General features: G+C 41.3%; 25 protein-coding genes. 13 read left to right on the top strand and 12 right to left on the bottom strand.

What is annotated here, in order from left to right; all coding sequences use genetic code 11:
- Positions 1-35: 35 nt before the first annotated feature.
- Entirely contained in the window at positions 36-2,501 is a 2,466-nt protein-coding gene (locus ACK4HU_RS04760) for an FtsX-like permease family protein (RefSeq protein ID WP_409803785.1), read from the bottom strand.
- Positions 2,502-2,875: 374 nt separating this feature from the next.
- Here ACK4HU_RS04760 and ACK4HU_RS04755 point away from each other — a divergent pair, with 374 nt between their 5' ends.
- The 4 genes from ACK4HU_RS04755 to ACK4HU_RS04740 all read left to right on the top strand — a co-directional run bounded on the left by ACK4HU_RS04755 (position 2,876) and on the right by ACK4HU_RS04740 (position 4,159).
- Positions 2,876-3,076, top strand: coding sequence for a hypothetical protein (locus ACK4HU_RS04755; RefSeq protein WP_409803783.1), 201 nt, complete (start codon positions 2,876-2,878; stop codon positions 3,074-3,076).
- Positions 3,077-3,373: 297 nt separating this feature from the next.
- Complete coding sequence (locus ACK4HU_RS04750; protein WP_409803781.1) at positions 3,374-3,586, top strand: DUF2683 family protein; 213 nt, start codon at positions 3,374-3,376, stop codon at positions 3,584-3,586.
- Positions 3,574-3,837, top strand: a complete 264-nt coding sequence (locus ACK4HU_RS04745) for a Txe/YoeB family addiction module toxin (RefSeq protein WP_409803779.1) — start codon at positions 3,574-3,576, stop codon at positions 3,835-3,837. Before ACK4HU_RS04750 ends, ACK4HU_RS04745 begins: the two co-directional genes overlap by 13 nt.
- A gap of 184 nt (positions 3,838-4,021) precedes the next feature.
- Positions 4,022-4,159, top strand: a complete 138-nt coding sequence (locus ACK4HU_RS04740) for a hypothetical protein (RefSeq protein WP_409803777.1) — start codon at positions 4,022-4,024, stop codon at positions 4,157-4,159.
- Here the strand turns inward: ACK4HU_RS04740 and ACK4HU_RS04735 are convergent.
- The 4 genes from ACK4HU_RS04735 to ACK4HU_RS04720 form a co-directional block, all read right to left on the bottom strand.
- Positions 4,137-4,793: a hypothetical protein gene (locus ACK4HU_RS04735; protein ID WP_409803775.1), complete on the bottom strand. Its 657-nt coding sequence runs from the start codon at positions 4,791-4,793 to the stop codon at positions 4,137-4,139. The two genes, ACK4HU_RS04740 and ACK4HU_RS04735, sit on opposite strands and share 23 nt — an antisense overlap.
- A 239-nt stretch (positions 4,794-5,032) precedes the next feature.
- Positions 5,033-6,400 carry a cystathionine beta-synthase gene (locus tag ACK4HU_RS04730; RefSeq protein ID WP_409803773.1) on the bottom strand — a complete coding sequence of 456 codons (1,368 nt, stop codon included), beginning with the start codon at positions 6,398-6,400 and terminating at the stop codon, positions 5,033-5,035.
- 241 nt (positions 6,401-6,641) lie between these two features.
- Complete coding sequence (locus tag ACK4HU_RS04725; protein WP_409803771.1) at positions 6,642-8,279, bottom strand: putative ABC exporter domain-containing protein; 1,638 nt, start codon at positions 8,277-8,279, stop codon at positions 6,642-6,644.
- Complete coding sequence (locus ACK4HU_RS04720; protein ID WP_409803769.1) at positions 8,272-8,988, bottom strand: ABC transporter ATP-binding protein; 717 nt, start codon at positions 8,986-8,988, stop codon at positions 8,272-8,274. Before ACK4HU_RS04720 ends, ACK4HU_RS04725 begins: the two co-directional genes overlap by 8 nt.
- Positions 8,989-9,163: 175 nt before the next feature.
- On the opposite strand from ACK4HU_RS04720, the gene ACK4HU_RS04715 reads away from it, so the two are divergent.
- The gene (locus ACK4HU_RS04715; protein WP_409803767.1) at positions 9,164-9,769 is read left to right on the top strand and encodes a hypothetical protein; all 606 of its coding nucleotides are present in this window, start codon (positions 9,164-9,166) and stop codon (positions 9,767-9,769) included.
- Between the two features lie 116 nt (positions 9,770-9,885).
- Here the strand turns inward: ACK4HU_RS04715 and ACK4HU_RS04710 are convergent, their stop codons facing one another.
- Genes ACK4HU_RS04710 through ACK4HU_RS04695 form a run of 4 tightly spaced genes read right to left on the bottom strand, consistent with a single transcriptional unit; the run spans position 9,886 to position 13,409 of the window.
- A complete protein-coding gene (locus tag ACK4HU_RS04710; protein WP_409803765.1) occupies positions 9,886-10,812 on the bottom strand; it encodes an aspartate carbamoyltransferase catalytic subunit in 927 nt (308 codons plus the stop codon).
- Positions 10,813-10,814: 2 nt separating this feature from the next.
- Positions 10,815-11,363, bottom strand: a complete 549-nt coding sequence (gene pyrR, locus ACK4HU_RS04705) for a bifunctional pyr operon transcriptional regulator/uracil phosphoribosyltransferase PyrR (RefSeq protein ID WP_409803763.1) — start codon at positions 11,361-11,363, stop codon at positions 10,815-10,817.
- A gap of 34 nt (positions 11,364-11,397) precedes the next feature.
- Positions 11,398-13,014 (bottom strand): transcriptional regulator, encoded by a 1,617-nt coding sequence (locus ACK4HU_RS04700; RefSeq protein ID WP_409803761.1) that lies wholly within the window; start codon positions 13,012-13,014, stop codon positions 11,398-11,400.
- A complete protein-coding gene (locus ACK4HU_RS04695; protein ID WP_409803759.1) occupies positions 13,011-13,409 on the bottom strand; it encodes an EVE domain-containing protein in 399 nt (132 codons plus the stop codon). Before ACK4HU_RS04695 ends, ACK4HU_RS04700 begins: the two co-directional genes overlap by 4 nt.
- A 287-nt stretch (positions 13,410-13,696) precedes the next feature.
- Between ACK4HU_RS04695 and ACK4HU_RS04690 the strand changes: the two genes are divergently transcribed.
- From ACK4HU_RS04690 to ACK4HU_RS04660, 7 genes are all read left to right on the top strand, one after another.
- The gene (locus ACK4HU_RS04690) at positions 13,697-15,400 is read left to right on the top strand and encodes a helix-hairpin-helix domain-containing protein (protein ID WP_409803757.1); all 1,704 of its coding nucleotides are present in this window, start codon (positions 13,697-13,699) and stop codon (positions 15,398-15,400) included.
- A gap of 204 nt (positions 15,401-15,604) precedes the next feature.
- Positions 15,605-15,892 carry a hypothetical protein gene (locus ACK4HU_RS04685; RefSeq protein ID WP_409803755.1) on the top strand — a complete coding sequence of 96 codons (288 nt, stop codon included), beginning with the start codon at positions 15,605-15,607 and terminating at the stop codon, positions 15,890-15,892.
- Positions 15,893-16,184: 292 nt separating this feature from the next.
- A complete protein-coding gene (locus ACK4HU_RS04680) occupies positions 16,185-16,754 on the top strand; it encodes an RNA polymerase sigma factor (protein WP_409803753.1) in 570 nt (189 codons plus the stop codon).
- Positions 16,747-17,556, top strand: a complete 810-nt coding sequence (locus ACK4HU_RS04675) for a hypothetical protein (protein ID WP_409803751.1) — start codon at positions 16,747-16,749, stop codon at positions 17,554-17,556. The genes ACK4HU_RS04680 and ACK4HU_RS04675 overlap by 8 nt, the downstream gene beginning before the upstream one ends.
- 37 nt (positions 17,557-17,593) lie before the next feature.
- Positions 17,594-18,637, top strand: a complete 1,044-nt coding sequence (locus tag ACK4HU_RS04670; protein WP_409803749.1) for a hypothetical protein — start codon at positions 17,594-17,596, stop codon at positions 18,635-18,637.
- 175 nt (positions 18,638-18,812) lie between these two features.
- Entirely contained in the window at positions 18,813-19,634 is an 822-nt protein-coding gene (locus ACK4HU_RS04665; protein ID WP_409803747.1) for a hypothetical protein, read from the top strand.
- 14 nt (positions 19,635-19,648) lie between these two features.
- Complete coding sequence (locus ACK4HU_RS04660) at positions 19,649-20,575, top strand: DUF4097 family beta strand repeat-containing protein (protein ID WP_409803745.1); 927 nt, start codon at positions 19,649-19,651, stop codon at positions 20,573-20,575.
- Between the two features lie 73 nt (positions 20,576-20,648).
- Here ACK4HU_RS04660 and ACK4HU_RS04655 read toward each other — a convergent pair whose 3' ends face one another.
- Both ACK4HU_RS04655 and ACK4HU_RS04650 read right to left on the bottom strand, forming a co-directional pair.
- On the bottom strand, positions 20,649-21,182 hold the full coding sequence (locus ACK4HU_RS04655) for a hypothetical protein (RefSeq protein WP_409803743.1): 534 nt from the start codon (positions 21,180-21,182) through the stop codon (positions 20,649-20,651).
- A complete protein-coding gene (locus ACK4HU_RS04650) occupies positions 21,157-22,260 on the bottom strand; it encodes a 2Fe-2S iron-sulfur cluster-binding protein (protein ID WP_409803741.1) in 1,104 nt (367 codons plus the stop codon). The genes ACK4HU_RS04655 and ACK4HU_RS04650 overlap by 26 nt, the downstream gene beginning before the upstream one ends.
- Positions 22,261-22,483: 223 nt before the next feature.
- On the opposite strand from ACK4HU_RS04650, the gene purB reads away from it, so the two are divergent.
- Positions 22,484-23,827 (top strand): adenylosuccinate lyase, encoded by a 1,344-nt coding sequence (gene purB, locus ACK4HU_RS04645; RefSeq protein WP_409803739.1) that lies wholly within the window; start codon positions 22,484-22,486, stop codon positions 23,825-23,827.
- Between the two features lie 268 nt (positions 23,828-24,095).
- Here purB and ACK4HU_RS04640 read toward each other — a convergent pair whose 3' ends face one another.
- Positions 24,096-24,521 (bottom strand): peptidylprolyl isomerase, encoded by a 426-nt coding sequence (locus tag ACK4HU_RS04640; RefSeq protein ID WP_409803737.1) that lies wholly within the window; start codon positions 24,519-24,521, stop codon positions 24,096-24,098.
- Between the last annotated feature and the right edge of the window lie 41 nt (positions 24,522-24,562).

The following is a 24,562-nucleotide window of genomic DNA, read 5'->3' as shown; positions in this document are numbered from 1 at the left end:
TTTTATTTTTAGGAAATATGCAGATCATCCAATCCCTATTCATTTTTTATCGCTTCTACAGGATTAGAGTTAGCAATCTTAAAAGAATTAACCGAAACGGTCACATAAGCTATGAGTAGGGAAACTGTAGCTGAGCCAACAAAAAAAACCATAGAAATTGGCATTCTATAAGCAAACTGTTCAAGCCAACTGGACATCAGAAAATAACCCAAGGGGAGCGCAATGAATAGAGAAAGAATCACAGGCAAAAGAAACTCCCCAGTAAGGCTATTGACAATCTTTGAAGCTGAAGCTCCAAGGACTTTTCGAATCCCTATCTCTTTTTTCTTGGTCTCGGCGGTAAAGATGGATAGTCCAAGTAGGCCCATAGCCGAAACTATTAATGTAATTAAAGCGAAAAATCCCAGTAGCTTACTTACCCTTGCTTCCTGTTCGTACTGAGCCTCGATTGTTTTATCCAAGAAATTATAGTCAAATGGTAACCCTGTTTCAGCTGTTTTCCATTCAGCTTTCAAGTCCTCAACTAATGCCTCTTCAAATTCACTTATAGTTTTAATTAATAGATATCGACTAGCATCAAAAGCAGCATTGATGACAGGCAAATAGACAGTTGGTGCAATTTTCTTTTTCAAACTTTCGGTATGGTAATCTTTGACTACGCCTACAACCTTTCCTTTGTAATTGGAAAAAAGCTGCCCATTTTCCTCGGTAAATACACGAATGTCACTCCCTAGCACACTGTCCTTATCTTTGTTCATCCATTTGACTGCAGATTCATTGACGACCACACCTACTTCATCAAGTGCTGCAAACCGCTCCCGCATCATGGATTTAATGCCCTGATCATTAAATTCTTCGGTAAATTCTCTACCGGAAACAATTGGTATTTCCAGGCTTTTGAAGTAGTCTTTGTCTACATATTGAACATTGAGGTATTCCCCTTGACCTGATACCATTCCTGGAAAATCAACTGAGGGACTCCAGCCAGGATCAATTCCCGGTTGATCACTTGTCAATTGGACCGAAGCCACTCCCCCTACTTTTTCCAATTCTTGTTTCAGCATTTCGCCTTTTCCACCAAAACCTCCCAATCTTATGGAAACCAATTTACTGGCATCAAAGCCCATCGATGCTTTGGACATAAAATCATGTTGGAAATAGGCCACGGAAGCGCAAAACACAAGCAGGGTAGAAAGCACAAACTGAAATACCACTAAACCTTTTCGCAGGCTTACTTTTCCCCTTCCAATTGGTACTGATTTCAAAATCATCTCAGGATTAAATCCGGAAAGATAAAATGCTGGAAAAACACCAGATAGCAACGAGGAAACCACCCAAATTGTAAAGAGTAAAGATTGTAACTCCAAATCTTCTAAAAGCTTAAATGGTATTTCTATTCCAAGTGAACCGCTGATTAAAGGAAGACTCAAATAAACTAGAAACAGTCCAAAGACCATAGCAATCAGATTTACTAAAAATGCTTCAGCCAAGAACTGACCAATCAATTGTTCTCTGTTTGCTCCATTTACTTTACGAATTCCGATTTCCTTCATTCGCTTAATCGCCCTCGCTGTGGACAGATTAATGAAATTGATAGCGGCAAGAATGAGAACAAATACCCCAATAGATAGAAAAATCCAAAGTGTTCGATCTGATATACTCGGAGTCCAATCCGATTCCATGGATGTATCTAAGTGAATACTGCTAATCGGTTGGAGATAATGCACATAGTTTTTGGCTTCTTCTGGATTTCGATATTCCCCGTTGATTTTAGGAATTCTTTGGCTTATATCAGTAGAGTTCTGTCCGGGTTTTAGCTTAAGGTAAGTATAAACCTGAGGCCACCAAAAACTTCCAAAATCAGCAGTCAAGGGCATGCCGTTCAATGACTTGAAGCTCGACATTCCAGTGACAAAGTTGAATTTCATGTGTGTGTTAGTCGGTAAATTTCGGATAACTGCCTTTACTTCATAAGGAGTCTTATCTACAAGTAAAATTTTACCAAGCGGACTTTCACTTCCAAAGTATTTGATAGATGCGGCCTCTGTAATTGCCAACTGAAATGGATTTTCAAAAATCCCCTTCCACGAACCCTGAATTAATCCGAACCCAAAAACTTGATCGAAACCCGGATCTGAAAAAATGAAATTATCCTCACGAAAACTCTCTTCTGGACTGTTTCCTTCGGGCGCAGAAATAAATGTGCTTGTTTGATGCAGGCTTACTACTTCATCAATATTTTCTGGAAAGGCCTTTCGCATCATCGGAGCCAAGGCACCGCCAGTCCATGACCAAGTCGAGCTCAAATTAGCCGTTTGAGCAATCCTAAAAATTCGATCATAATCAGGGTGAAATGAATCGTATGATCGCTCATGTTTAACAAACGCCATTAAAATCAGGCAAGAAGCCAATCCCAGAGAAAGACCAAGGATATTGATTACTGAGAATACACGTTGTCTAATTAGATTTCTCCAAGCGATTTTTAGATAATTCGAAATCATTTCCTATTCAAGTAAAGTTGTTGAGTGAATCAACTTTTTCCACTTCTGTGCCAGATCAAATCACTTAAATTGACCTAGAAAGGGCAATGATATTCTAAACCAGAAAAAACACCGAACGTTTTTGATCGCTTTCGGACAATTCGAAAAACTTCTGAAAAACTATAGAGATATGCCGAATTCCGGCACTTAACGAATTATTTCTTCAGAATCGACTGGAAGCTATGATTGTGGCTCATGAATAATATTAAGTTGAACAAAAAAATGAAAATAAATGGTTTACAGAATATAACCACTCTGAATCCTTAAATCAATGACAATCTTTATTTTCGATTGTTAGATTAATTAGAGAGAAACTCACGAAAACCCTAGAAACTATGAGAACACAATTTGTAACCGACGATCAAGGAGAAAAAGTTGTTGTTATTCTCTCTATTAAAGAATATAGTAAACTGATGGAAGACCTAGAGGAATTAGAGGACATCAAACTCTATAATGCTGCAAAAAAGGGGGAATCGGAATTTATCGATGCCGACCAGGCTTTTAGAGAGATTGAGCAAAAACGCGGACAAAAATAATTAAGATGTGTAAAATCCGCATTGAACGGAAAGCTCAAAAAACTGTCCAAAATTCCTGAGCCACAATACGCTAATATCAAAATTGGCATCCTTGATTTAGAAAATAACCTACGACAAAAAGGTTGCAAAAAACTAAAAGGTAGGGATGGTTGCCGTACTCCGACCAAAACTATGGGCTTTAATTGTGTCTTATAATTATATAATTTTGCTATTACTAATAAATATTATGAATGCATGCGAGATTCCACCTGCCTGCCGGCAGGCAGGTGTGGGCATTAAAAAACAAATTATAAACAAATGAAAACGGAAAACACTTTCATTATCCATCCAGAGACCATCGAGCAGGAAAACGCTCTAAAGGCATTTGTCAAAGCACTCAAAATGAAGTTCGAGGTGGCCAAGGAAAAACCATATGATCCTGAGTTTGTAGTCAAAATTCAGGAGAGTAGACAGCAGGCAAAGGAAGGAAAAACGGTAAAGATGGCCCTGGACGATATATGGAAAGAATAATCGAATTCACCCTTAAAGCCCTCGAGGACATTGCTTTCTTCAAAAAGTCAGGACAGCCCAACATCCTAAAAAAAATCCGGCAACTCATTGAATCCATTCAGCAAAACCCTTTCAAAGGTATTGGTAAACCTGAATCTCTGAAACACCAACTCTCCGGATGCTGGTCCCGCAGGATCAACCGCGAACACCGCCTGGTCTATCAGATTACCGATGATAAAATCTTCATTCTTTCGACCAAAGGGCATTATTAGTGAAAAAGTCTGATCTCTCAGAGCCCCCCTACTCTTTTGGTCTCTGCTCAGCTCCTTTGAAGTCCAAAATCTAGAAAAAGTTTGCAACCCCAATATCCTTACCAATTATCAATTGGATTGATAGTATGATTTGCCTTCAGCAAATTCGTATTTATATAAAGGTGTAGATACAATCTACCCCCCCATGTTGCTTCTACTTCTAGTAAGGGAAGTCTGTTTTTCAGCACCGATCAACCCACCAATGACTTCAGAAGATGCTGTGAATGACTTCACAGAAAAGTGCAGAAATCGGCTTGAAGCTATGATTGTTGCTCATGAGTGACTTCCACCTCAGCCAAAGCATCCGCAGTCAATTCCTCAAAAATCGAATAAATCGCAAAATAACTCACGGGAATAGTCACCAACAGTCCGACGAAGAAGAATACTAATCCAAGGATGTTCATCCCAACCAAAACAATCACAAATCCGAAAAACTTCCACCAGTTCATCGTGATGAGCTTACGGCTTAATTCAAGTGAAGTCCAAAAATCCATTCCTGAAAAGAGCGCAAAAGGAATCCCAAACATAAAGGCTACTGCCAAATAAATTCCCGGTATCACCAAAGCCAGAATTCCAAAAAAGGTCAAAATCCCTGAAATTAGAGAGGTAATTATCACTATCCCCCAATAAGAAAATCCATCAAAATAATTGGAAAAGGAAACCTCCACTCCCCGACTGATTCGATTGGCAACCAAAAAGAACCCGGCAGTGAGTGGAGGTGATATAATTATACTTATCAACAGACTATAATTGTCCAAGTAATAAGTAGAAAAACCCTGAATAGTGAAAACTAGCAGTGAAAATGCAATCGTGTTCAACCACTGCACTTTGAACATCTCCCAACCCTTGGAAATACTTTCTTGAATACTAAATTCCGGAAACTGCCGAAATAGCTTTTCGATCTGAGTTGGGGTCATTATTTCAAAATATGCTTTGGCTCAATTAGAGGGAATTTTGAAGTCCCGATATTTTAGATTTTTGATTTACGAATTACGGATGGACAACAGAGGTAAACTCCTTAACGACTTCCGACTTAGTAACTTTCTAAACCTCCTGGGTTTGCACCAAATTACCGATCTTAAACCTCCGATGTTGAATATTGGATCACCAAGTCAACTCCTTTGTCTTGTGTCTTTTGTCTTGCTTCTCCCGTCTCTTATTTCGTAAATGCTTCCAAAATATCGTGTTTGGTAATGATATGGATGTTGTTCATGGTATCTCTCACTAGCACGGCCTTTTCTTTTTCTACCATAGACGAAAGCACATCCAAGGTAGAGTCCAAAGCCACGAACTTCATGGAAGCTTCCATGACATCGGCCACTTTCCCATCTTTCAAATCTGGGTTATCAATAATTTTGGAGAGCAACTTATTGTCTGTCAAGCTTCCTACTACTTCGCCATTTTCCATTACTGGAATCTGAGAGACACTTTTTCCATTCATGATTGCAATCGCTTCTTTGACAGAATCAGACTTTTTCACACCCAATAGCTGATAACTTCCATTACGCTGCGCAATAATATCACGGGCAGTAGAATAGGTTTTGTCTTCCAAAAAGCCGTGGTTTCTCATCCACTCGTCATTGTAAACTTTACCCAAGTATCGCGTGCCATGGTCCGGTAAAATGATCACCATCCGATCACCTTCTTTCAGGTGTTCTTTGGCATATTCCAATGCGCCATGGACCGCTGATCCACATGACCAACCCACAAAAAGACCCTCCTCTCGCGCTAAGCGACGAGTCATCACTGCGGCATCTTTATCAGTCACTTTAATAAAATGATCAATCAGGCTGAAGTCGACATTTTTCGGCAGTATGTCTTCTCCGATTCCTTCAGTCAGGTATGGATAAACCTCTTTTTCGTCAAAAATCCCTGTCTCCTTATATTTTTTAAAAACTGAACCATAGGTGTCAATACCTACTGTTACCACATTCGGATTTTGCTCTTTCAAGTATTTGGCTGTACCGCACATAGATCCACCTGTACCTACACCGGCTGCATAATGCGTGATTTTGCCATCGGTATCTTTCCAGATTTCCGGTCCTGTCGTCTCGTAGTGAGCCGCAGTGTTGGAAAGGTTATCGTATTGATTTGGATAAAAGGAATTAGGAATATCAGCATTCAGCTTTCTCGCCACTGAATAATAAGATCTTGGATCATCGGGGGAAACGTTTGTTGGGCAAACGACCACTTCAGCACCTACTGCTCTCAGGATATCAATTTTTTCTTTGGACTGCTTGTCTGCCATGGTGAAAATGCACTTATAGCCTTTAGCGATAGCAGCCAAAGCCAAACCCATTCCAGTGTTTCCGCTTGTACCTTCGATGAGTGTTCCACCTGGTTTCAGAATCCCGGCTTTTTCGGCATCTTCCACCATTTTGATCGCCATTCGGTCCTTCATGGAATTACCCGGATTGAAGTATTCGACTTTGACCAAGACCTCTCCTTTGATGTCTTTGGCAAGTTTATTCAGGCGGACCATTGGTGTATTTCCGATGGTGTCGATGATGGAATTGTAGATCATAATGAAGTTACATTTGGATGAGTCAAAATTACAGGATTTTTTCTGCACTCAGCCAATAGCTGATTTTTTAACCAAATAATATTTTGTGAAAAATTCTAATCTGCTGCTACCAACTGCTGTCTTTCAGTTCTCGATCTTTCAGCTTTCATACTTTAGCTTTCATACTTTAGCTTTCAATCTTATAACTCACCAGCTGTTCTATAGGAATCTGCCTACTGAGACTGCTCACTGAACACTTTTTTCACATTTCCTTAAACTCCAATCGCTTCAGCACATCCAAGGAAACATGAAGTAAAATCGCAGCAACCAATGTCATCCCAATTACACAGGTAAATAATGTCCATACAAACTGCTTGGTAATAATAAATACCAGCACGCTCATGACCACAGTTGGAATGATTCCAAAAAGGAAAATCCCACCTATCATGAATGGTTTGATCAGTTTTCTGTCCCAACCTTCGTCCAAAGCAACCTGCGGAATAAGGTTAATCGCAAATCCGATCAAGTAAAATACCACGATCCCAATCAAAAACAAGGGGATCAAACCGAGGCTGATATGAGATAAAAATACGGAAGGCACAATCAAAACTGCTGCGAAAATCAACGTTTGCACAATATCAAGCTTGATCATATTCCAGAATTTGACAGACCAACTCGCAGGCACAAGAATGAAAAATGGCTTTTTCAGGTCTCCAATATTTGCTCTTCCTATTCCTGCCATAAAATAAAAAAAGAGCATAAATAGTAGATAGACATAAAACACTTTGTGAGAGAACCAGTCAAAATTAGACAGTCCTGCCATCACAATTCCGATCCCAGCCATGCTGAGTGAATAGATTCCAAACAAAGGGTGAAAATCCTGCCTACTGCTATGGACATAATTCCTCCAATAAAAAGCCTTTGCGCCAGCACCAAAATCAGGTAAAGCCAATTGCTTTTTGGCATTCAAGCTGTAAGTTCCTTCGTCCACTTCCTGCTTGCCTCGAGCCTTATCCAGCTTGTCTTCATTGGTTTTGGTAGCTTCTAGGACATCTTCATAATAATATCCAGCATATTGAATTACCAACTTGACTATAGTAAAATAGGTCAGGCCATATAATCCAATAAATGCAATGGAAAGTAATGCATTGCCATGAGCAACATACCCCATAATCCCTCGACTCCAACCTACGATCGGGAATAAATCAAACCAAGGGGAAGCAATCCCAGAAAACATTCCTTGCCAGAATTTTTCAGCCATAAACCCCGGAATCAAAATTATGAGTGCCAAGCCGACACCCAAACCAATAATTCCTCCCCTTATGTATTCCATCACCCCATATTTGGTATGAAGTGTATAAATCAGGAATCGGATCGGGAAAACCATAAAGAGAAACAAGGCAAATCCCACTACCAAAAATGTAGCATTGCCAAAAGTGATTTCAAACTGACCTGCCATCTGACTGCCACCATAAATTAAAAAGAGTAGGGATCCACCCAAGGAAGGTAAAATGGATCTTCCCATGTAATAAAGCAGCAGGTTTTCAGGCTTTACCGGAGCAGTGAAAAGCAAATTCACATCGGCCATTTTGAAAAAACTTACGTTGTTTTTGGTGGCTCGATAGAGCTGAAAAACCAAAAACCCCAAAGCTAAAATGGTGATTCCTCCGATGATATTCTGAACAGCAAAATCCACTTCAGGCATTCCATCGATGTTCAGGTTTTGGACATCGTCCAATCCCCTATCTTCTCGGTTTTTGGTCCGCTGCCAATAAATGAATGAAAAATAACCAATCAGCGCACCGTAGGGAAGAAGTCTAAGCGGATTTCTTAAAATAAGCTTGAGATTATTCAGGAGGATAAAAAGATCCTTCCTTAGTAAAAGTCTTATTTCATGCATCTTTTGTCATTTCTAGAAACAGATCCTCAAGGGATGAAATCTCACTTTGCGCAGCCTGTAGCTTAAGGTTTGCAATGGTATCGTTGCCGATGATTTTACCATCTTTTAAAATCATAATCCGGTCAGCTATTGTCTCCACACTATCGATCAAGTGGGTACTAACCAAAATAGTTTTACCGACTTCTTTGAGGTTTTTAAATATTTGCTTGGTGTTCTTTATCGCTTTTGGATCCAGCCCAATCATCGGTTCATCAAAAAACAACAGCTGAGGATCAGGTAACAAAGCACAGCAAATAGATACTTTCTGACGCATCCCTTTGGATAAATCACGACCCAGTTTATTGGCTTTGTCATCCAATTCAAAAAGCTCTAAAAGTTCCGCTCCCCGACCTTCCCAATCATGGACACCGTAGGCCTGCGCCACAAACTGCAAATGTTCTTTGACTGTGAGCAAATCATAGACATAAGGTGTTTCGGGGATGTAGCTGAAAAACCGCTTTGCCTCCACGCTAAGATGGTCATGACCTCCGATTAGTATGTCACCTGAAGTTTTGCGAAGCAGGCCCACGATACACTTCATCGTCGTACTTTTCCCCGCACCATTAGGACCAAGTAAACCAACCACTTCTCCCCCATCGAGATGAAATGAAATATCATCCACCGCATTTTGCTTTCCGTATTTCTTGATCAGATTAGTTACTGTAAGCATCTCAAATTATTTTTCTTGATTTTCGGCAAATTAGCGAGGATGTCCTAGTATCCTGTGGAGAAGTGCAGAAAATAATCCATCAGCGAGGAATTAAAAAAATAACTCATTAATACTAAGGGTAGTTTCGAATACTTGGACTCTTTTTTGGTATTAGATATTAAAAAATGACAGAATTATGAAAAAACTTTTCGCAGTGATGCTTATCATGTTTATGATGCAAACAGGTTTTGCACAACAAGCAGGAGGATTTAGATTTCAAATGGATTTGGGAGCAGCCATTCCAAAAGATGGAGGAATCGGAGCTCTGGTAAATCTGGAACCACAGATTTTGATTTTAGACAACCTTGCCTTCGGTCTCCGTCTAGGAATGGCTGGATTGGCAAAAGACGTAGTTTATACTAATAGTACTGAGGATTACGATGGAGATATCGCTGGAAATGCTTCAATCGTTAGTACACTAAATTACTATCTAAACAATGGCAGTAGTCGAGTAGCACCATACGTTGGTGCTGGCTTTGGATACTATGGATTGAGTAATATTAAAATTGAAGATTCTAATATTGCCAAAGAAGATATTGGAGATTTGGAAGCTGCTTTTGCTTGGGCCCCTATGGCCAGAGCGGGTGTAGAAGTAGGGAAATTTCGGATGGGAGTTGAATATAACTTTATCCCAAATAGTAACCTTCAGAATGTAAACGGTCAGGTGATTGGTCAGGCGGTTAATAAGTACTTTGGTTTTACTCTCGGGTTCTTCGTAGGAGGAGGGAAATGGGGGAAGTGATTTCTGATACTTCGACAAGCTCAGCACAAGTTTGAGATTTCGGATTGCAGATTTCTAAATTAAAAATGGCCGTGAAACTCAATTCTCGGCCATTTTTTATTAAAGGATTAGCACAACTATCCTTTGATTCCTGCCAATAAATATAAGACAGCCATTCTGATTGCAACTCCATTTTCTACTTGATTGAGAATGATGGAATGCTCAGAGTCAGCAGCATCTGAACTCAATTCCACTCCTCGGTTGATCGGACCGGGATGCATGATTACGATTTCTTTTTTCAGTGCCTGAAGCATTTTTTTATTAATCCCGTAGTAGAGCGAGTATTCCCTCAAGCTCGGGAAATATTTGATTTGCTGCCGCTCTAATTGAATTCTGAGCACATTGGCCACATCGCACCATTCCAATGCCCTTTTTACATCCAATTCCACTTTCACTCCTAAGCTGGAAATGTACTTTGGCAATAGTGTGATCGGTCCGCAAACCATCACTTCAGCCCCGAGTTTTTGAAGGCAAAAAATGTTTGAGAGTGCAACTCTTGAGTGTAGAATATCCCCAATGATTGCAACTTTCTTCCCGGTAAGGTCCCCCAGTTTTTCCTGCATAGAAAATGCATCCAGTAAGGCTTGAGTCGGATGCTCATGGGTTCCGTCTCCGGCATTGACGATGTTTGCATTGATATTTCTCGAAAGGAAATGTGCAGCTCCAGGACTGGAATGTCGCATCACCACCATATCCACTTTCATCGCCAGGATGTTGTTAACCGTATCGACGAGTGTTTCGCCTTTTTTTACCGAACTATTGGCAGATGAAAAGTTTACAACATCAGCGCTTAGACGCTTTTCGGCGAGTTCAAAGGAAAGTCGAGTTCGGGTAGAGTTTTCGAAAAAAATATTGGCAATTGTGATATCTCGCAGGGAAGGGACTTTCTTGATCGGACGGTTGATCACTTCTTTGAAATTGGCTGCCGTCTCGAGGATCAGACGAATATCTATCTCAGTGATGTCTTTGATTCCTAGCAGGTGTTTGGTGCTGAGTTGCGACATGATTAACTTTTAACTTTCTCTGTGATCCAAATTGCATCTTCAGGATGGCCTTGCTCTTTCCATTCCACCACCACGTATTGACTATCCAGCGTATTCACTTTTACTCCAAAGTAATCCGGCATGATAGGATAATCCCTAGTCAACCGGCGATCTACCAAAACCATCAATTCCACTTTCTGAGGTCGTCCAAATGCGATCATCGCATCCATTGCAGCGCGTACAGACCTTCCTTGATAAAGGACGTCGTCGATCAGAATGACTTTCTTTCCTTCAACCAGAAAATCAATTTTGGTTTCATTGGCTTTAAGAGGAAGATCTCTTCTTCTGAAATCATCCCGATGAAAAGTAGCATCGAGGTAGCCTGAGGGAACTTTTATGCCGGCAATCTCTTCGAGCAAAGCAACAATTTTATCTAAAAGTAAAGTACCTCTTGGCTGAAGACCAAGAATTACGGTATTGTCAAAATCGTCGTGATTTTCTATGAGTTGGTAGCAAAATCGCTTCAGAGTGATGGCAATCTGCTGCTGATCGAGTACGAGCCGCTTCTGCATGGGTTGGATTTGGGCATAAATATAGAAAATAAAACTAGTCCCGAACTTTCTCAGGCTGATACAAATCCCCATCCACCAGAATTTTACTCATAAAGAAGACATCACGAGTTTCTTCCCTATTGCTGGAATTGAGAAATCGGATAGATTGCTGACCTGTCAGAATAAAATACCGATCATACCAATGAACCAGTCTTAAGGTACCTCCGTCTGTATTTTTCAGTCGGTCACCAGGATCAATAAGCTCCAATTCAAAACTCAAGAAATCAAACTTTTTCTCACCATTTCTGAAAAAACTAGCCATTATCACATTGTTATCCACATATAGATGATAAAGGTCATCCCCTACGATAGCCATTTCTCCAAAGGGCTCTGGATAGTCTGTGGTAAAATTTTTATAAGTCGCTGAATTATCCCAGATCACTTGCCCTTCTTTGGATACTTTGATAAAATGTGCGGACTGATATTGGTACTCATTGCTCATATTGAACGACTGAATTGGCATAATTGGTGAAAGTAATGGATCCATATAAAATGGTGCATATCCCATCCGGGTCGTTCTATCGTAGCGGTATGCATTGGTGGGTGAAACTCCTCCCGGTCGTCCACCTCTGGCACTAACAATATTAATCTGGTCAAAATAAAGGTAATAGGCATCAGGAGTCTCCCTGACATCCCGGATGGAAAAGGTATTTCTTATCACAGGAATTTTTGACTTGCCCAACTCCCTGATGACTTCCTGATCCCGTTTGTTTTTTTGCTTTTCCGGGAGATAATTGAAGAAATTAGGAAGGTCTTCCAGCGTATAAAGCTTGAATCCATATTCACCAAACTCATTGATCTCCATAATATAAGCGCCCTGGTAGGCATTTCGGCCATCCAGTCCAAATGACCCGATCATTACTTGCTGATAATTCTGATCCGCCAGAAGCAGGCCCTCCAGAATCTCCTGACCTGGATTTCCAAACTGATCCACCTTCACCTCGCGAATCAGATTCCCTAACATATCAAATGTAATAATGGAGGTTTCACGGTTTTTGTAAAGCCCTCTTCTGCTTAACACGACTTCAAGCGATTCCAATTCCGGTATTTTTCGAATTTGCAGCACTTGAGTATTGTTGCCATATATACCCTGAACCGTGTGGATGCTTTTATCATCCAAATCAAAAATCTGAAGCGCCGGTCTTCCTTCAGCATTACCCATGAAGACAGCTTTTCGATTTTGAACAAGAAACTCCACTAGCTCCATATTGAGGAGGTTTTCTGCGGAAAATTCAAAACCTTGAGATGTCTCCAAATTGACCTGCAGGATATACTTTTCAGCATTGGTATTGTAGCCCCTTGAAAATAAGACAAATAGATACTTTTCGTCTATATCATATCCTACCATTTCAAACCCCGGCCTGATAGTTAGCTCAATCAGTCCCTTGGTATTGAGGTCCAAATCAGAAATAAAAAATTGGAAGACTTTACCTTTGGTAAAACTCCTTTCTTGATAAGTACGAAATGAAACCAAGCCGTCTGGAATTCGCATCATTTCAAAAACAGGGTCAAAAGGCTGCCCCGGCACCTCAAATCTGGACAAAAACTTCACTTGAGCCTGTAGCGCAACAATGCAACTCAAAAATAGAAAAAGGGTCAGAATGCGCTTCATTTGCTCAAATTCAAGATTAAGTTAAACTCCTCTTTGGTCACAGACATCACCGATAGCCTGGATTGCCGAAGCATCAACATGTCAGAAAGTCCGTCTTCCGATTTTATCATTTCCAATGTCACGGGATTTTTCAGGGCTTGTTTTACTTTCAGACTTATAGCTACCCATGCTTCATCTTTTGGATCAGGAAATGCCTCTTCTGACACTTCCGCCAAACCCACTACTGCTTTATCTTTCCCACTGTGGTAAAATAAAACCGGATCACCTTGATTCATTTCTTTAAGGAAATTTCGTGCTTGATAGTTTCTTACTCCATCCCAGACATCTTCTCCCTTTTTTGAAAAATCCTCCCAGGAATAAGAGCTAGGTTCAGTTTTGACCATCCAGTAGTTCATAGGTAATGCTTGGTTTTTGGGTTCTTTTAGTTAACTGTAAATAGTAAATTGTAAGTGGTCTCGGAAACTTCATTACCTCTTACAACTCACTACTTACTTTTAATTTTTCTAATACCGACCACATTTTTATAACTGCCAGCCGACATGCATCGGTCTCCTGCCAACTTCCCACTGTGACTGAATACTGTCCACTGGCAATCTTCCGACATAAGTTACCCTAATGGACTTTAAATTGAAACAATAATTAAAGACATTTGTCTCACTACTGACACGAAAATCTGACTGTTTTGGATCATAAAACAATATTAAAGAAACTAAAGCTGAGCATTCAGCTCATGGAGTTGCACGACGAGAATTCATTTAAAATCCGTAGCTACCAAAGTGTCCTGACTTCGTTGGAGCGTGGTGATCAGGATATTATGGGTCTCAGCGATGCCGAACTCAGTCAGATTAATGGAGTTGGAAAAAGCATAATTGAAGCCATTCAGAATCTAAAAGCCACCGAAACTTTTCCTGCTTTAGATTTACTCTTAGAGAAAACTCCCACAGGAATTCTTGAAATCCTTCAAATAAAAGGCTTAGGTCCGAAGAAAGTAAAAACACTTTGGGAGGAATTGGGAATCACCTCCACGCACGAGCTAATGGAAGCCTGCCGAAGTGGGCAGGTGGCGCAGATTAAAGGGTTCGGAGAAAAAACTCAGGACACCATCATCCAAAATCTGGAATTCAAAGCATCCAATGCAGGAAAATGGCTGTATGCAGACATTGATAAAGTCATTGATTCTTTAGAGTCGACTCTGAAAAATCTGATTCCTACTGCTCAAATTGCTTTGGTTGGTGATTTTGCACGAAAAATGGAAATCATCTCCTCAGCCCAAGTTTTAATCGGATCAGCAGACCTAGCTCAAACCAAGAAAAGTATTAAAACGCTGGAATCAATCCATTGGGATTGGAATATCTCAGGACCAAAAACCTGGAGAGGGAAACATGATGAATTGGACTTGTTGATCGTTCTTCATTTTTGTTCGGATGATGACTTTTCATGGAAGAAATTGACTTTTACCGCTTCCAAAGGACATCTTTTGAGCTTGGTCGATGACAATGAAACTTTAGCCGAGAGGCTTATTAAGAGGGATTATGCATCCGAGGATGAATTTTTCTCCAAAAATCAACTTCAGTTTATTCCTGCTGAGATGCGGGAAGGCTACGGAGAAGTAGCTCTTGCTAAGGAAAATAAGATCCCTGAACTACTTCAGGACTCTGATCTGAAAGGAATCCTTCACAATCACTCCACTTACAGCGACGGGAAGCACAGCCTGAGGCAAATGGCTGAATATTGCAAATCGCTCGGCTACGAATACTTGGGAATCTCTGACCACAGCCGAACCGCCAGCTATGCAGGAGGATTGGATATCGAGAAAGTGATGAAGCAACTGGCTGAGATTGATATCTTAAATCTAGAATTGGCACCTTTCAAAATCTTCAAAGGGATCGAAAGCGATATTTTAGGAGATGGAAGTTTGGACTATCCTGCGGATGTACTGGCTAGCTTTGATTTTATAGTGGCTTCCGTTCACTCCATTTTGAATATGGATGTCAAGCGGGCAACTGACCGCTTGATTCGGGCGATTTCAAATCCATATACTACGATTCTTGGCCATCCTACGGGCAGACTTTTACTCAGAAGAGAAGGCTATCCGATAGATCATCGGGCGGTGATTGATGCCTGTGCTGCAAATAACGTAGTCATCGAAATCAATGCCAATCCTTGGAGACTGGACTTGGATTGGAGATGGATTCGCTATGCAATGGACCAAGGTGTCAAACTCTCTATCAATCCCGACGCACACGAAATGGAAGGTTATTCCGACATGAAATATGGAGTTCTTATCGGAAGAAAAGGAGGCTTGACCAAAGAAATGACACTAAATACACTCAGCGGAGAAGAAATTGCTGCTTACTTTGCGGGCCGTAAGGCTGAGTTAAAGTAGGGAGTATGCAGTGGCAGTTTGCAGATGGCTAAAGGGTAAGTGGTTATTAGTTATTGGTTATTGGTTAGCTGTACACTAGGGACCTACATCGGTCATCCAACACCCGACATCGGTCCATCCAGCCTCGCTTCTCATAAGACACCTTTCATTGTCTTGATACTTGATACTTGCATCTTAATACTTAAAAATACTAGATACTAAAAAATGAAATGGTCTGACCTACCTGAACCCGTGCTATTGCAGCGATCCTTTATTTTTGGAATCGTAGGAATTGTATTGGGTGCACTTTCAATTCTGAATACTACCTGGCGATTTGTCGAAGCCCCAATGGGACCGCTCAATGGAGTCAGTTTACTTTTGCAATTTGCAGGCTTGGGAATGGCAATTTTGGTTTTGCGAAAGCGAAAAGTTTCAAAGGAATTCAAAGAGAAGTCACAAATGATGATCCTGATCTTAGCTGTAGCTTTGGTCTTTTTCATTCTTTCACTTTAAAAAATATGGATAGACGGAATCCTGCCAGTAGGCGAATTTTCATAGGTTGTTGGCAGGAAGACCGGAGGCCGAAGAGCGCTTGAAAATTAGATTTTAAGCCTATTTCCAGTATTCGTTTTTATGTACTGGCAAAGAAGCGGATAACCATAATTACAAAATCAAAAAAACTTATGGCTGAAATCAACTGATTTCCAGCCCTTTATTTTACGGGGAAATATTTTTAACTTTTTTTCATATCTCAACGCAACCAATTTTTATAAGCCCGCATCTACCTATTTGAAAGCCAACCGGAATGTTTACCAGAACCAATTTTTCTACTGAAGAAGGACTTATCAAGGGATGCCTCAAGGGTGATCGGTCAGCCCAGCGTCACTTGTATGACACCTATTCAGGGAAATTTTTGGCCATCTGCATGCGATATCTTAAGGATCGCGAACATGCCGAGGATGTGATGATTGAGAGTTTTATGAAAATCTTCGAAAAGCTTCCACAGTTTCAAGCTAAGGGAAGTTTCGAAGGATGGATGAAGCGAATCGTCGTCACTCAGGCGCTCATGACCTTGAGAAGCAATCGTCATCTGATGATGGAAGTCAATCTGGAAGCGGAACAAGAATACAGCAACCATCACTACGAACTGACTCATTTGGAGGCAGCCGAGCTGATGGAGCTGATTCAAAGTCTGCCTGTCGGATACCGAACGGTATTCAATCTGTATGCCATCGAAGGATATGCACATCAGGAAATTGCGGATCTGCTCGGAATCACGGAGAGCACTTCCAAATCTCAACTCAATCGGGCTCGAACAGCCCTAAAAGAAAAAATTGCCAGTCTGCAACCCAAAACCAAGACGAATCATGGCTAAGACAAACGAACAATTCGATCAGCATTTCAAGGAAAAGCTGGACGGACACCTCGAAAAACCAAGTGCTCTCGCATGGGATAGGCTCGAAAGCCAACTTCCTAAAGAATCCAAACCCACTTTCGGGATTTGGTGGGCGGTCGCTGCCTCGGTTACTGCATTGCTTGTGGCTGGTTATTCATTTTGGCCGCGGGAGACTGGAATATCTGAGGAAATACTATTGGCAGAAAAGACCGAACTACCGATGGTTGCTCCAAATGAAATAACAGCCGAATCAACAATTGAAACCTCACAGACACCAGCTGAAAAAATTGAACCGACTCTGAAATCAGAAGTAACACCTGAAATTGAAAGCACTCAAGCCCAACCTCAAGTAACCTCAAAAACCCCAGAGAAAACTAAACCAACTCCTTCACCTGCATTATCCCAAGCTCCAAGAAACCTGGTTGCGCAGGCTGAAACTGAAACGATCAAAACATCAATTACAGTCGCTGTTCCTGAACTTAAGACCGAAGAGATTCAGGTAGTATTGCCAGAACTGAAAGCTCCGATAATGGAAAAAACCATTGCCCAGACTGCTCCTGAAGATGATGCGCCCCTCTATCGAGTGAGCATCTATTCAAACGGAGTGAAAAAAAGTGAGCCACAAGAGAAAAACCTGATCACCGAACTTGGTAAGACTGTAAGCCATGTGGAGGGACTTCTCAGTAAAGTAGATGAAGGATTGATCAGTCTTCAGGACAAAAAAGACAACCTATTCGCTTCGCTAACAAGCAAGAAAAATCAAGCGGACGAAAAACCTTAAACTAAGCCAACCCACCTCATTAAATAGTCTCTAAATCATGAAAAAATACCTGCTTTTATTTTGCCTAATGGCAGTGGTTCAGGTTGCATTTGCATCCAACCTGACAGCATACTCCCACTTAACCGAACACAAAGTTTCGAAAGATAGCGTAGTGATCGAATTCGGGAAATCCGGAAAAGTAGTCATCATCGTTGACTCCAAGGAAGACTTTGAGAAACTTAAACTGATGAATATCAATCAAATCATCAGCGAATTGGACCTCGAGGAAAACAAAGAAACCGGTGAACTCACCATCGTCGAAATAAAGAAGCGTGATGGATCGATAAAAGAAGTCGTCAAGGTCTACGAAGACGGCGGAAATACTGAAGTAAAAGTCGGGGGAATGAGAGTGTACGTCGACGAATCCGGATCAAACACCCGAGTCAAAGTCGAAACCGGGGCCAAAAAGAGATCAGACCCTCAATTCAGAACTTATTTCAATCTGGACCTCGGCATCAACAATTACTTGGAGAATGGTTCATTCCCTACTTCTGATAATCCTTACGCTGTAAAAGGCTGGGGTAGCTGGATGGTTGGCCTCAACTGGATGGCCTCTCAGCGAATTGCCAAAGGTTTTCACTGGGATTTTGGGGTAGGGTTCCAGTTCAATAATTTCAAATTCGAAAATCGCGATTTCCAAGCAATCCGTGGAGAAGAAGGCATTGGCTTCATTCAAAGAACTGATGTGAGTGGTTTCAAAAGCAAAATTTCCGCGAGCTACTTAACCGCAATGACCATGTTTAAACTTGATTTGGGCGGATCTGACGGATCCAGCGATCGAGGCTTGCATCTCGCAGCCGGACCTTATTTAGGATATCGACTAGGAGGCCAGTCAAAGTTTGTCTATCGTGATCTTGATGGGTCTGGCCGAAGAAAAGACAAGGAGAATACTGGACTTTACCTTCAAAACCTACGCTATGGAGTTCGCGGAGAATTAGGAATTGGTCGAGTGAAATTCTTTACCACTTATGATCTAAATGAGCTTTTCCAGGATGGAAAAGGTCCAGCACTCAATCCGATCACCTTCGGAGTTATATTTTAAATCAAGAGGCGGTCTTTTAAAGGCTGCTTGTCACATTGAGCGAAGTCGAAATGTATTTGTATTCTCTAAAAATAGTCTTCGTACTGCCCAACTCTCGTTGGTCAGGTTCTCAGGCTGACATCTTGAAGCATTTTAAGACAGCCTCTTTCTTTCTCCCTTTAAACTAGATCAACAAATGAAATCATTTTACATTTCCGCCCTTTTATTCCTCTTTCTAGCTCAACCACTTATAGCTCAAGAAAAAACAGCTATGGAGGGAGAAAAAACCAAAGTCTATACCATGTTTGGCAAAACATGGCAAGTCACCAAATATGCCGATGGCTCCAAGACTTACGAATGGGATGTAAAGGACATCGACTACAGCAATCACGAAAGTCATAAATCTTCAAAATTTGCTTTTAATTTTCCTGAGTCTGAAGTAGGGATCAATATTTGGCCCTCCAATCAAGGGGCACCTGCGGTGAAACCATGGGGAAGCTGGTATGTAGCCTTAAACTCTACCGGAACTTATAAGGCAAGCAAAAATTTCCACTTGAAATCCTCCTTAGGTGTGAATTGGTATAATTTCAAATTTGAGGATCGCAATCAAATTGCTGTAAAAACGCCTAACGGCTTGGAATTTCAGGATTTTAGAGACGACCTAGGAATACTCAATGGTACCGCAACAAAATCAAAGATCTCTGCATCTTTTGTCAACCTTACTCTTGTTCCAACTATCCTCTCCAATGATGGAAATTTCAGATTTGGTGCCGGTGGATACGCTGGCCTGAGAGTAGGCGGTAGAGGAAAATATGTGTATGAAGACGCTGAAGGAGACAAAAAAAAGCGCTTCGAAAAGTCCAATATGTTTGTTTCTAACTATAGATATGGCCTGCGATCTGAAATAGGAATCGGAAAAGCCACTGTCTTTTTCAATTATGATCTCAACGACCTCTTCCAAGCGGGCAAAGGTCCCGCCTTCCAAGCTATGAGCTTCGGAATATTTCTTGACCAATAAACAACCCAACAATTATGAACACGCTATACTCAAAACTTTCCCTTGCCATGGTTCTGCTACTGATAAGCATGACCACATTTGCACAAAATGTCCTCATAGACACCAAAAAAACTTATCCAGGAATCAAGAAAATAGAAGTCGACAGCGGATGGCTGACAGTATCTTATTCTGGCGGTTCCAGTTCTTCAGTGAATGTGGAGGCTTATCTCGAGTCAAATGACAATCAACAAGACATCATTTTCGTAACGATCGGTGACGTGTTGAAAATCACCCATTCCAGAAAGCAGAACAACTATAACTGGAATTCCAAAAACAAAGGTTATATCAACATCTCAGGTCCTGAAATTATTGCACTGGACCTAAAGGGTAGTTCTGGAAATATCACCGTGGAAAATGTGAAGAATGAAAACACTTCTCTTCGAGTTTCTTCAGGAAATCTGAAAGCGACCAATATCGGCGGAAACCTTACCATTAAAGCTACCTCTGGAAATCTCAACGTGACCAATGTGGATGGAAATGTGGTTGCTGGAATAACTTCAGGCAATGCGAATTTCTCAGGAATCGGTGGAAATCTGGATTATGAATCGACGAGTGGTTCACTTGAGGCCAATGAGGTGATTGGAGAACTCAATGTGAGCCTCACTTCAGGAAATGCCAAACTGAATACAATCGGTTCACTTGGATCAATCAAGTTTACTTCCGGGAATATTAAAGCAACTAATGCCGGATTGGGTGGGAATACTCGATTCAACGGTAGCTCCGGAAACTTCAATATCCAAACTCCATCTAACTTGAAGGACTTCAATTTTTCACTTAAAGCTTCTTCGGGAAATCTCAAAGTAGGGGGAGTAAATACCGGAAAAACGCTGGAACTGGAAAACGGTTCAGGACCATGGGTCAGAGGCAATATCACCTCAGGCAACATCACAATTGTGAATTAATGAATTCGAAATTTGAAGTTTGAAATTTCAAATCTCAAACCGTTATGCTGAGCGAAGTCGAAGCATCAAATCTCTAATTATCTCGAGGCCGGGAAGCTTCTCTAATGAGTTCCCGGTCTTCTTTTTTCAACTTCATCAGACGCGCCATCCGATCCGGACTGGGTTTGGCAAGTGAAAAAAACACAAGCGTCACAGCAAAAATCACGGTGTACACAGGATTTTGATTAAAAAGCAGGCCGATTGTCGCAAAAATCGAAACAATAAACAGAAAAAGGTATCGCTGGTTTGTAGCCTCTGAATAGATCCTTACTTTTTCCAACAAGTGCTCAGATGAAAAGGTCAGCTTCAATTTTTGGTGAAAAATCAAATACTGTCCAATCAAAAATACAACACTAAACCCGATCAAGAAACCATGGATAAAACCAGGCAATCGGGGTAGATCCCAATTCAAATTACCTGATGTATCATAAAGATATACGACACCAAAAAGTGGCAGCGCTACCATTAAAATAAGTAAAGTTAACCGCTCAGTTTTGCGATAAATTACGCCTATTTCTTCCTTGTCCAAAGTGATGTTTGAATTATTCAATGGTGATTTTGATGTCATCTGTCAAAGGTCTAGATACACAGCAAAGTACATATCCTGCCGCAATTTCCTTTTCGCTCAGTCCTGCATCCTCATCCATTTTCACTTGTCCACTGAGCAATTTACCGCGACATGCCGTGCAAAGTCCACTTTGGCAGCTGTAAGGCATATTCAATCCGGAAGCCAGCCCTGATTCCAAAACAGTTTTGCCCGGTTCTACGGTCACTAAATGTTCATCGCCTTCCAGGATTACAGTAATATCCCGCGAAAGGGCACCCACATTTATTCCTTTGAGTGCATCTTCATGCGCTTGGTGTGCAGCTGCAGAAAAAAAGCTTTCCCGATGGATTCTTTCCTTATCGATTTCCAGATCATTCAAGACATCGTGCGCGATGTCCATGATTCCATCAGGACCACACATGAAGTATACCTCTTCGTAGCGCTGCTCGTATTCTGCCCTGAGGAAAAGCTCCCGAAGCAATTCAGAAGAAAGCCTACCCTTTAGTCCGGTCCAGCTTTCTGTTGGCTGACTCAGGTTATGAATGACTTTTAAGCGGTCTGGATTTGCTTTTTCAAGCAAACTCAGCTGGTTTTTGAAGATAATTTGCTCTTCATTTCGGCTGCAATAAATCAGCGTAATGATAGAATTCGGTTCATTAACCAAGACAGTTTTAAGGATCCCCATAATTGGAGTAATCCCACTCCCTCCTGCAATCATGAAAAAATGCCTTCTGTTTTTGGAATGAAAATCTGTGGTGAAATTCCCAAGAGGCTTCAAGACATTAATTGTCTTGCCAGGAAAAATCTTTTCATTTAGGAAATTTGAAAAAAGGCCTTCCTTCACCCGCTTCACAGAAATTCCTGGAAATGGATCTACAAAAGGTGAGGTACAAAGACTGTAAGATCTGCGCTGCTCTTTGCCCTCAAACTCCATCACCAAAGTCAAAAATTGACCAGGCTTGTAATCCAAAATTGGATCAGGTTGCTCAAAATAAATGGTAACAGTATCCTCTGTCTCCCGCACTACCTCCCGCACTTTCAAAGGCAAATAGGTATTTGCTTTTGGCTCTTCTTTCTTTTTCTTAAATAAATTGAACATCTGCTATTATCTGATCTTTTTGTTCGGCTGCAAAATTACGCCCCAAGTCGGTATAATTGCTCACTTCCTTGAGAAATTCCCCTTCAGAACCCCAAATCCTAAAAGTAAGTTTGGACCAATGGGAGAATTTCTGCGCCCCCAACCTGATTTTGATCCGAATGACCTAAATTGCACGCTCCGAATATCGGAGCTGATTCATCTCTTCGAAGCAAAATCTAAAAAAATGGAATTAACCGCCCTCACAGCAGTATCCTCGGTGGATGGCCGCTATGCCGGTAAAACTGCACCTCTTCGCGCCTTTTTCTCAGAATTTGCGTTGATAAAATATCGAGTTCACGTCGAGGTAGAATACTTTATCGCCCTTTGCCAATTGCCTTTGCCGCAGCTTGCCGAATTTGATCATGACCTGTTTCCAAAGCTTCGTGCAATCGTCAAACAATTCAGCATCAATGACGCCGAATGGATCAAAATCACCGAACGCACCACCAATCACGACGTCAAAGCAGTTGAATATTTTTTGAAAGATAAGTTTGATCAAATGAATCAGGGTGCATTCAAAGAATTCATTCATTTCGGACTTACCTCTCAGGACATCAACAATACGGCAACACCGCTTATGTTGAAACTTGGGCTACAGGAAGTGATTATGCCTTTTTTGCAGGAAATCATTGAGCAATTGAACGATCTCGCTGAAGAGTGGAGCGTGATTCCAATGCTGGCCAAAACACACGGACAGCCCGCCTCTCCTACCCGATTGGGCAAAGAGATCAATGTCTTTGTAGTCCGATTGAAAAAGCAAATCGAACTCCTAGAGCAGGTTCCTTATTCAGCCAAATTTGGTGGCGCAACAGGAAATATGAATGCACATCAAGTCGCCTATCCGGACATGGATTGGAATGAGTTTGCTTTTCACTTTGTGGAAAATTACCTCGGACTAGAGCGCTCCTATCCCACTACGCAAATCGAGCATTACGATAATATTGCAGCCATTTTTGATGGATTGAAGCGTATCAACACCATTTTGCTGGACCTGTCAAAAGACGTGTGGCAATACGTGGCGATGAATTATTTCAAGCAGAAAATCACAGCAGGAGAGGTAGGTTCCTCTGCTATGCCACATAAAGTTAATCCGATTGACTTCGAAAATGCAGAAGGAAATCTTGGGATCGCAAATGCACTTTTGGAGCATTTATCAGCCAAACTTCCGATCTCCAGGTTGCAGCGTGACTTGACGGACAGTACCGTTTTGCGAGTCATTGGAGTTCCCCTAGCGCACATGTTGATTTCCTTTGAGTCTTTAGAAAAAGGCTTGGGCAAGCTCGAACTGAATCTAGCCGCCATTGATGCTGATTTGGAGGACAATTGGGCAGTGGTTGCTGAGGCGATTCAGACGATTCTGAGAAGAGAAGGCTTTCCAAAACCTTACGAGGCACTTCGCGATCTGACCCGCACCAATTCAAAAATCACCAGATATTCCATTGCCGAATTTGTGGATGGTTTAGACATTACGGATGAAATCAAGGCGGAATTGAAGGCGATTACACCGTTTAATTATACTGGAATTTAAAGAAATAGTTATCAGTTATAAGTCGCAGTGGGTAAGTAAGTAGTAATGGGTAAGTAAGTAGCAAATAGTAAGTTGTTTTGAATCTTTCAAAATCTGCGATAATCTGCGCCTTTTTCTGCGGGGATCAGCGGGAAACAAAAATTCCTTCCACAAAAAAACCGATAGCATTCCCACTATCGGTTTTTTAATTTCCCCGCTTGAAATTTCAATTCTTCGGTCTCACGTCGCTTGTACTGAGCGGAGTCGAAGTATCGGTCTCCCAACTGCTTCAATTAATCGTCATCAGTTCAATTTCAAAAATCAAATCCTTGCCAGCTAGCTCGTGATTTGCATCTAGGACGATTTTTTCTTCCGTCATATCCACAACAGTCACTTGCATAGGTTGACCTCCACCACCCTGAAGGGTCAATTGAAGACCGATCTCAGGCTCAATATTAGGCGGAACTTGGCTCAAAGGGACATCGATCATCATATCCTGTCTACGCTCTCCATACGCCTCTGCAGCCGGGATTGTCACAGTTTTCTTATCTCCGATGACCATGCCGTACACTGCAGCGTCAAAACCCTTGATCATATTACCGTCGCCCAGCGTGAAGCCAAGCGGTTCACGGGAAACCGATGAATCAAAAACACTTCCATCCTCCAGTTTACCTGTGTAGTGGACTTTCACGGCATCCCCTTTTTTAGCTTGCATATTCTTTTGTTTTTGTGATTTACAAAGGTAACAAAATGATT

This window comes from Algoriphagus sp., from assembly GCF_046296635.1.
Taxonomy (GTDB): Bacteria; Bacteroidota; Bacteroidia; order Cytophagales; family Cyclobacteriaceae; genus Algoriphagus.
This window is presented reverse-complemented; position numbering and strand designations above follow the sequence as displayed.

What these genes read in the sequence shown, in the direction of transcription:
- ACK4HU_RS04760 (WP_409803785.1), bottom strand. Translation starts at nt 2,501, where the DNA reads ATGATTTCGAATTATCTAAAAATCGCTTGGAGAAATCTAATTAGACAA.
- ACK4HU_RS04755 (WP_409803783.1), top strand. Translation starts at nt 2,876, where the DNA reads ATGAGAACACAATTTGTAACCGACGATCAAGGAGAAAAAGTTGTTGTT.
- ACK4HU_RS04750 (WP_409803781.1), top strand. Translation starts at nt 3,374, where the DNA reads ATGAAAACGGAAAACACTTTCATTATCCATCCAGAGACCATCGAGCAG.
- ACK4HU_RS04745 (WP_409803779.1), top strand. Translation starts at nt 3,574, where the DNA reads ATGGAAAGAATAATCGAATTCACCCTTAAAGCCCTCGAGGACATTGCT.
- ACK4HU_RS04740 (WP_409803777.1), top strand. Translation starts at nt 4,022, where the DNA reads ATGTTGCTTCTACTTCTAGTAAGGGAAGTCTGTTTTTCAGCACCGATC.
- ACK4HU_RS04735 (WP_409803775.1), bottom strand. Translation starts at nt 4,793, where the DNA reads ATGACCCCAACTCAGATCGAAAAGCTATTTCGGCAGTTTCCGGAATTT.
- ACK4HU_RS04730 (WP_409803773.1), bottom strand. Translation starts at nt 6,400, where the DNA reads ATGATCTACAATTCCATCATCGACACCATCGGAAATACACCAATGGTC.
- ACK4HU_RS04725 (WP_409803771.1), bottom strand. Translation starts at nt 8,279, where the DNA reads ATGCATGAAATAAGACTTTTACTAAGGAAGGATCTTTTTATCCTCCTG.
- ACK4HU_RS04720 (WP_409803769.1), bottom strand. Translation starts at nt 8,988, where the DNA reads ATGCTTACAGTAACTAATCTGATCAAGAAATACGGAAAGCAAAATGCG.
- ACK4HU_RS04715 (WP_409803767.1), top strand. Translation starts at nt 9,164, where the DNA reads ATGAAAAAACTTTTCGCAGTGATGCTTATCATGTTTATGATGCAAACA.
- ACK4HU_RS04710 (WP_409803765.1), bottom strand. Translation starts at nt 10,812, where the DNA reads ATGTCGCAACTCAGCACCAAACACCTGCTAGGAATCAAAGACATCACT.
- pyrR (WP_409803763.1), bottom strand. Translation starts at nt 11,363, where the DNA reads ATGCAGAAGCGGCTCGTACTCGATCAGCAGCAGATTGCCATCACTCTG.
- ACK4HU_RS04700 (WP_409803761.1), bottom strand. Translation starts at nt 13,014, where the DNA reads ATGAAGCGCATTCTGACCCTTTTTCTATTTTTGAGTTGCATTGTTGCG.
- ACK4HU_RS04695 (WP_409803759.1), bottom strand. Translation starts at nt 13,409, where the DNA reads ATGAACTACTGGATGGTCAAAACTGAACCTAGCTCTTATTCCTGGGAG.
- ACK4HU_RS04685 (WP_409803755.1), top strand. Translation starts at nt 15,605, where the DNA reads ATGAAATGGTCTGACCTACCTGAACCCGTGCTATTGCAGCGATCCTTT.
- ACK4HU_RS04680 (WP_409803753.1), top strand. Translation starts at nt 16,185, where the DNA reads ATGTTTACCAGAACCAATTTTTCTACTGAAGAAGGACTTATCAAGGGA.
- ACK4HU_RS04675 (WP_409803751.1), top strand. Translation starts at nt 16,747, where the DNA reads ATGGCTAAGACAAACGAACAATTCGATCAGCATTTCAAGGAAAAGCTG.
- ACK4HU_RS04670 (WP_409803749.1), top strand. Translation starts at nt 17,594, where the DNA reads ATGAAAAAATACCTGCTTTTATTTTGCCTAATGGCAGTGGTTCAGGTT.
- ACK4HU_RS04665 (WP_409803747.1), top strand. Translation starts at nt 18,813, where the DNA reads ATGAAATCATTTTACATTTCCGCCCTTTTATTCCTCTTTCTAGCTCAA.
- ACK4HU_RS04660 (WP_409803745.1), top strand. Translation starts at nt 19,649, where the DNA reads ATGAACACGCTATACTCAAAACTTTCCCTTGCCATGGTTCTGCTACTG.
- ACK4HU_RS04655 (WP_409803743.1), bottom strand. Translation starts at nt 21,182, where the DNA reads ATGACATCAAAATCACCATTGAATAATTCAAACATCACTTTGGACAAG.
- ACK4HU_RS04650 (WP_409803741.1), bottom strand. Translation starts at nt 22,260, where the DNA reads ATGTTCAATTTATTTAAGAAAAAGAAAGAAGAGCCAAAAGCAAATACC.
- purB (WP_409803739.1), top strand. Translation starts at nt 22,484, where the DNA reads ATGGAATTAACCGCCCTCACAGCAGTATCCTCGGTGGATGGCCGCTAT.
- ACK4HU_RS04640 (WP_409803737.1), bottom strand. Translation starts at nt 24,521, where the DNA reads ATGCAAGCTAAAAAAGGGGATGCCGTGAAAGTCCACTACACAGGTAAA.